Annotated in this window: 8 protein-coding genes and 1 pseudogene; 8 read left to right on the top strand and 1 reads right to left on the bottom strand. The window is 68.1% G+C overall.

Annotation, left to right across the window (positions count from 1 at the left end):
- The 7 genes from VF794_RS36615 to VF794_RS36585 form a co-directional block, all read left to right on the top strand.
- Window positions 1–520, top strand: a 520-nt coding sequence (locus VF794_RS36615; protein WP_331117803.1) for a hypothetical protein, incomplete at its 5' end; no start/stop codon positions are given.
- Between the two features lie 18 nt (window positions 521–538).
- Window positions 539–1,270 carry a hypothetical protein gene (locus tag VF794_RS36610; RefSeq protein ID WP_331117801.1) on the top strand — a complete coding sequence of 244 codons (732 nt, stop codon included), beginning with the start codon at window positions 539–541 and terminating at the stop codon, window positions 1,268–1,270.
- A gap of 12 nt (window positions 1,271–1,282) precedes the next feature.
- Entirely contained in the window at window positions 1,283–1,921 is a 639-nt protein-coding gene (locus tag VF794_RS36605) for a hypothetical protein (RefSeq protein WP_331117799.1), read from the top strand.
- A 466-nt stretch (window positions 1,922–2,387) separates the two neighbouring features.
- Window positions 2,388–2,735 (top strand): hypothetical protein, encoded by a 348-nt coding sequence (locus VF794_RS36600; RefSeq protein ID WP_331117797.1) that lies wholly within the window; start codon window positions 2,388–2,390, stop codon window positions 2,733–2,735.
- A 450-nt stretch (window positions 2,736–3,185) separates the two neighbouring features.
- The gene (locus tag VF794_RS36595) at window positions 3,186–3,716 is read left to right on the top strand and encodes a Wall-associated protein precursor (RefSeq protein WP_331117795.1); all 531 of its coding nucleotides are present in this window, start codon (window positions 3,186–3,188) and stop codon (window positions 3,714–3,716) included.
- Between the two features lie 136 nt (window positions 3,717–3,852).
- Window positions 3,853–4,371: a hypothetical protein gene (locus tag VF794_RS36590; protein WP_331117794.1), complete on the top strand. Its 519-nt coding sequence runs from the start codon at window positions 3,853–3,855 to the stop codon at window positions 4,369–4,371.
- Window positions 4,372–4,529: 158 nt separating this feature from the next.
- On the top strand, window positions 4,530–4,751 hold the full coding sequence (locus tag VF794_RS36585; RefSeq protein ID WP_331117792.1) for a hypothetical protein: 222 nt from the start codon (window positions 4,530–4,532) through the stop codon (window positions 4,749–4,751).
- A 253-nt stretch (window positions 4,752–5,004) separates the two neighbouring features.
- Here the strand turns inward: VF794_RS36585 and VF794_RS36580 are convergent.
- Window positions 5,005–5,276: pseudogene (locus VF794_RS36580) on the bottom strand (tyrosine-type recombinase/integrase); the annotation flags it as partial.
- Between the two features lie 150 nt (window positions 5,277–5,426).
- Here VF794_RS36580 and VF794_RS36575 point away from each other — a divergent pair.
- Window positions 5,427–6,478 (top strand): IS4 family transposase (locus VF794_RS36575; protein ID WP_331117790.1); only part of this gene is annotated, 1,052 nt, incomplete at its 3' end.

The following is a 6,478-nucleotide window of genomic DNA, read 5'->3' as shown; positions in this document are numbered from 1 at the left end:
GGCGCTCGACATGGCTCGGCGCCCCCTCGCGGCGACCCTCGCCCCGGCGCTGCTCGGCATCGTCCTCATCGCCGCGACCTCGGCCGCTTCCGGCTTCGTCTCCCCCGGCGGCCTCCGCTTCGCGCCCAGGCTCGATGCCCTCCGCGCCGTCTTCGAGGCACTGCTCGTCGTCATCCCCGGCACCCTCGTCTTCGCCATCTACCTGCGCCTGCGGCTCTCCACGCGCGTCCTGCTGGCCGCCACCGCCATCGGGCTGCTCGCCGCCGGACTGGTGGCCACGTGCGTCATGCCACTCATGGCCTTCCTCGTGCTGGTGGCGAAGGATGCGCCGCTCATCCTCGTGCTCCCCGCCGTCTTCGTGCCCGGCCTCGCGCTCGCCACCGTGGCGGCCCTGCCGGTGCGTGTCATCACCGCGCTCGACTCCTCCCGGGCCGCCTGGTGGTTGTCGCGCGCCTTCGCCTTCTTCCTCGGCGCCGTCTTCCTCCTGCGCATCCACACCTTCCTCCTCCACCTCTACTAGCCGCCGACGAGGTCCTCCATGGAAGCCATTTCTCGCAGTGTCACGCTCACCGTCGAGCCTCTCACCCCCTTCATGCCCTGGTCCGTGGAGGAGCGCGCGCCGCTCCCCGAGCCGGGCGCCGCCGGACAGCCCGAGCGGCAGCTGCTCGTGGAGCTGCTGCGCGAGCCGTCCTCCATCGTGGAGCGGCTGTTGGACCCCTCCCAGCTCCAGGGCCTGGTGCTCGGCTCGGTGGGAGTCATCGCCGCGGGCACGAGCGTCTTCGCGGCCACGTCGAGCGCCGCGCGAGGTGGGGGCGAGGCGTGGGCCCTCCCGGCGGCACTGGCGTCCATGAATGTGCTGATGTCGCTCGCGGCCTCCCTGGGCCCCATCTACGCGGCGAGCATCCTGGTGGCGGCGCGCGTGCCGCTCGCCCGGCTCGTGGCGGCGCTGCTGGCCTCGGCGGCGACGGGCTCACTGCTGCTCGCGGGGCTCGCCCCGCCCCTGTACCTGCTGTGGCGGCTGGACGCCGAGTGGGCGGGGCCGCTGCTGCTGACGGCGGCCTTCCTCCTGTCCGGGGCGGCGGCGGGCGCACGCATCCACGGGCTGCTGAGCCTCATGGCCGAGTCCGTCACCCGCGCCGCGCTGGGCAACCCCACCGCCAGGCTCTCCGGGGAGGACGCCTGGCGCGTGGGCATCCTCGCGCGGGTCTCCTGGATGATGGTCGCCTTCACTTCGGGCCTCGGCTTCTGGGCCTTCGATGCGCTGGGCTGAGGAGAGCACACCATGACGGCACTCATCATTCTGGTGGCATACGCGGCCCTCGGGCTCCTGGCGGCGCTCTTCGCCTTCACCCGCCGACAGGGTGGCCCCTTGCAGGACCGGCTCGGCCAGGCCCTGCTGTGCCTCGTCCTCTGGCCCTTCCTGCTGCCCGTGCTCCTCTCCCCGGGAGACGCGCTCCCACGCCCGGAGGGTGGCACCCGGAGCGAGCGGGCGCGGCGGCTCGACGAGGTGACCCAGCGGCTGGAGGAGTGCTGGAGGCAGGCGGCGGTGGAGAGCACGTGGGCGGCGGAGCAGGCGCGCGAGCACCGCCTCCTGGACGGCTTCGTCTCCCGGCTGCGGGCGCAGGAGCGGCGCCTGCTGGAGATGGAAGCGGCACTGGCGAGCGCACCCGCGAGCGTGAAGGAGCGACTCACCCGGCTGTACGAGCACGCCGCGAGCGAGCTGGAGCACAGCATCGGGCTCGTCGAGGAGCTGGCCGCCCAGCTCACCCTGCTGCGCTTCTCCGACCTGGGCAACCCCTCGGCGGTGCGCGTGGAGCGCGGTCACATCGAGGAGTTGCTGCTGCGCATCGAGGCACTCGCGGAAGCCTCGCAGCCGGGCGCGAGCGAGGCCCCACCGCCCGCGCAGGTGGCGCGCGCGTAGCAACCCGGGCGCGGGCTCGGTCAATTTCGAGCGCCCGCGCGTCTTGATTGGAGTCGACTACAATCAACGCAGGGCAAACACCCACATCAATTGTAGTCGACTCCAATTGAAAGCACCGCATGCCCCTGCCGCTGCTGCCCACGTCACCGGGAGGAGCATGTTGGACATGAAAGAGCATGCAGTCAGGGCGAGGAGCACCTGGAGGCTGGCGGGTTTTTTCCTGGTGCTCGTGGCGGCCCAGAAGGAAGAGGCGTTGCCCAGGGAAGAAATAGCGCGACACGGTGAGTTGGCCGAGCAGGCAATCCAGGCTGCGTATGACAAGGGTGAACGCCCCAGGGGTTTCCAGGGCCAGGTCTACCTGCCCGGGGACTGCCGTTGAGCGGGCGGGAGGCGTCCGCTGCCCTCGAAGCGAGCGAGGAGCCTGGTGGTTGAGGAGCACCGGGCCGCTGTAGCAGGGCGAAAGGCCATGACCACGGAACAGGCCCCGGTGCTCGAGTTTCCAGCCCTCTGGCGCAAGACCCTGGAGGCCTGGTACCCCGGAGGCCCCGCGTCGGTCCGCGAGCACCTGGCCCTCTCCGTGGAGCGCATGTCTCGCGCGACCCGGGAGGAGTGCCTGGAGGCCGTGCTCCGGGTGATTTCTGTCATCGTCAAGGTGGACAATGACTTGAAGCACCGTGAGATGCTCAGCGACCCGGACTTCCTGCGCGAGCGCCTCCACGCGCTTCCCCCCAAGGACTTCGAGTCGCTCTCGAGCGCCGAGAAATACACAGTGACCGTGCAACTGGCTGCCTGGGACAGGCAGTTGGGGCGGTAGCCGGGAAGGGTGTCCCAGGAAGGGTGTCAGACATTGACATTTCGTACGGGGAGCGCTCTTGCCCGAGGCTCCGAGCGGCGGGTTCGATTCCCGCCGCCTTGAGTCGAACCCACTCCTAACAAGGAGGCGCGGATCGCCTTGGGGGACCAAATCCAGAGGCGGATAAGAAGATGGGAGGCCTGTTGAGGGAGTGGGCTGGTGCAGAGAGGTCGAGGAGGGCCGCTGACGGGGGCCAGCCGAGTGGTGCGCCAGGCCGGTGGAGAGGCCGCGCAGTCTCCTTGGGGTACACGCCGGCCCAGGCCGCCCTCCCAGGAGGGGCGCGGCAGAGGCCCTGGGCCTCTTACCATGGAGACGGCGTCATCCCCGAGGGGGCACGAGCACTTCACGCGGAGTGAGGACGCGGGCGAGTGGTATCCTGTGGGAGTCGGGTCACCGCGAGGGAAGACGAGGATGCTCGGCGTACTGTTGCTGCTGCTCGCGCAGGTGCCTTGCGCGCCGAACGATCTGACCGTGGTGTGCTCTTGCAAGCAAGGGGTGGCGAGCGCCTGTGACACGCTGCGGCTGAGCGAGCCGGAGCTGGCCGCGAAGCTGGAGGCGGCGTTCCAGACAGCCGCGGCGGTGCAGGGGGCCCGCATCGCGGTCGAGGCGCTCAAGGCGGAGGGTGAGACCTCCCCCGCCTCGCCCGAGCCTCCCGAGTGCAAGGGGCAGTTGCACCACATCATCTCCAAGCGCATCGCCAAGGCGTTGGAGAGACACCGCATCCTTCGAGGTCATTACAAGCCGCGAGATCCGCGGTTCATCAGCCGGGCGGTGGATGAGAAGGCGCACTGTGGCTACGGTGAGTGGCACCGGGACGTGGACGACGAGGTCATCGCGTGGCTTGCGAGGTACCGCGACGCGACACCGGAACAGTTCGAAGCCTACCTGCGGGAGGTATACAGGCGACCCGACATGCTCAAGAGGTTTCCCCGTGGCTTCTGAGTCCTCTGCCTCTCCCCGTTTCTTTGTCCTGGAAAAGGGCGCTACCTTTTCCCGGTACGATGCCGACGCGGAAGCGGTCGAGCCCGAGAACCATGGAGAGGGGGCCGACTGCCCCCGGTGCGGCTACCCCATTGGGATGTTCACCTGGCTCCCGCCCTACCGGGTCGAGCTGGAGCTGTACGGCGAGCAGTCCGGGGACTTCATCCAAGTCGCTGGCGATGACTTGTTGGTGTCCGAGCGGTTCGCCCACGCCTTCCGGGAGGCGGGCCTCACGGGATTGGAGGGTTTCCACCCCGTGGAGGTGGTTCGGGTGCGTCGGAAACAGCGAGGGACCAGGCTCGCTCACATCCCGTGCTACTTCGCGGTCAAGGCGTGCTTCGGCCGCGCAGCGGTGGACCTGACGCGCAGCCGGCTCCGCTATGGGAAACCTCCCACCTGCGAGGACTGTCGCTCGGCGGGCCTGGAGGCCATCCATGGCTTCACGCTGGAGGAGGGGACGTGGCGGGGCGAGGACATCTTCCACCCCCGGGGACTGTTGGGCGTGTTGACGGTGTCCGAGCGCTTCGAGCGGTTCGTGGCGAAGCACGGTTTCACGAACATGAGGCTGACACCGACTGAGGAATACGTGTGGAATCCACTGGGGCGCCCCCTCTGACCAACACGACCCATGCTTCTGAGTCCTCCGCCCCACCCCGCTTCTTCGTCCTGCAAGAGAGCGCCACCTTTTCCCGGTACGATGCCGACGCGGAAACGGTCGAGCCCGTCAATCTCGGAGATGCGCCGTGCTGCCCCCGGTGTGGAGACCCCATTGGGATGCTGACATGGCTCCCTCCGTACCGTGCCCAATTGGTGCGGTACGGGGAGGAACTCGGGGATTTCATCGAGGCGAGTGGCAATGACCTGCTGCTGTCGGAGCGGTTCGCCCAGGCCTTCTGGGAGGAGGGGCTCACGGGGCTGGAGGGCTTCCACCCGGTGGAGGTGGTGCGGGTGCGCAGGGCACGAAGACTGCCTCCGCCAGCAGCGTGGCGAGGTTGACCCTCACCGCCGCATACAGCACCGTCCCCTCCGGCCACCTCCGCCGGTACTCCCACCCGTGCTCCCCCACCAGCCCCTCCCCAGCCACACCTCGCCAGGGCACACGCTACCGCCAGGCTCCCACGAGACTCCGGCAGGCCCGCTCTGGGAGTACCAGGCGGCGGCTTCGATTCCCGCCGCCTCCACATTCAGAAGCCCAGCAATCTCAAGGGGTTGCTGGGTTTTTCTTTGCCCTCGTTTTCCTCATGTGGCCTCAGTGTGCCCCTTCGGCGCTTCTGGCCGGAGCGGCTTGGAGCTGGGACACAGGAAGGTCGAGCTGCTGCACGGCGCTCGCCCGTACCTCGGGGGACAGGTGCGCGTAGCGCTCTGTCATCTCGATGGTCGCGTGCCCCATCAGCTCCTGGATCGCCTTGAGCGGCACGCCACGCATCGCGAGATGGCTCCCGTAGTGTGCCGCAGGTCGTGCCACCCGATGCGGCCCTGCTCGCGGCAGATGTCCGCCTCGCGAAGCGCACGCTCCAGAGGGCCACCACTTTCAAGGTGGGGAGGATGATTCTACCTCGGAAGGTAAGTTAGCGAGGAGGCAGGCAAGGAGCCAAGTGCGCAGCACCGGGCTACCGCCAAGGTCATCTTTCAGGGACTACTCTGGAGGGAAGGACCATGGCCCTGCAAGCCGTGTTCGAGCGCTTCACGAAGAAAAGCCCGTTGACGGTCATGGCACGCCTGCTCATGCAGCAGGCACTGAGCCGTGAGTGGCTGGACGAACTGTTCGAGCAGCACCGCGATAAGCAGTACACGCGCGAGTTGCTCTTCTCCACCGTGGTGGACCTGATGGCTCTGGTGGCCCTGGGGTTCAGGCCGTCGCTGCATGCGGCGGCCCAGGCGAACTGCGAGCTGGGAGTGTCGCTGGCGGCCCTGTACGACAAGGTGAATCGCACCGAGCCGGAGGTGGTAGGCGCGCTGGTGCGCGAGGGCGCCGAGAAGCTGGCTCCGGTGGTCAAGCTCATGAAGGCACAGCAGACACCGTGGGCTACGGGCTACCGGGTGCGCGTGCTGGATGGCAACCACCTGGCGGCGAGTGAAAAGCGATTGAAGTCGTTGAGAGGCTTCCGGGGTGCGGCACTGCCTGGGCAGTCGCTGGTGGTGTATGCGCCGGAATTGGACCTGGTGGTGGACAGGGTGCCCGCCGAGGATGCCCATGCGCAGGAGCGCGCCCTGATGGGGCCCGTGCTGGCGCGGGTTGAGAAGGGAGAGTTGTGGTTGGCCGACAGGAATTTCTCCACCACGCGCATTCTCTTCGCCCTTCATGACAAGCAGGCCGCCTTCATCATCCGTGAGCATGGAGTCTCGCCCAACCCAACCGTGTTGGGGCCGGCGCGGGAAGTGGGGCGCGTGGAGACAGGACTCGTCTTCGAGCAGGCTGTGCGAATCGAGGAGGAGACAGGGCGCCAGTTGGAACTGAGGCGCGTGGAGTTGCGTTTGGATGAGCCCACGGAGGACGGAGAAACAGTCATCCGCCTGTTGACGAATGTGCCAGCGGAGCGCATGGGAGCCCAGGACGTGGCGAGGCTCTACCGGCGCCGCTGGAGCATAGAAGGCATGTTCGGCCGTCTGGAATCAGTGTTTCAAAGCGAGGTGGCCGGACTGGGCAACCCGCGTGCGGCGCTGCTGGCCTTCGGCGTGTCGTGCATGACCTACAACATCTTGGCGGTGCTTCAGTCAGCGGT

The sequence above is a fragment of the Archangium sp. genome, from assembly GCF_036389735.1.
Classification (GTDB): domain Bacteria; phylum Myxococcota; class Myxococcia; order Myxococcales; family Myxococcaceae; genus Archangium.
Note: the sequence above shows the minus strand (reverse complement) of the source record. Positions and strands in the feature narration are given on the sequence as shown.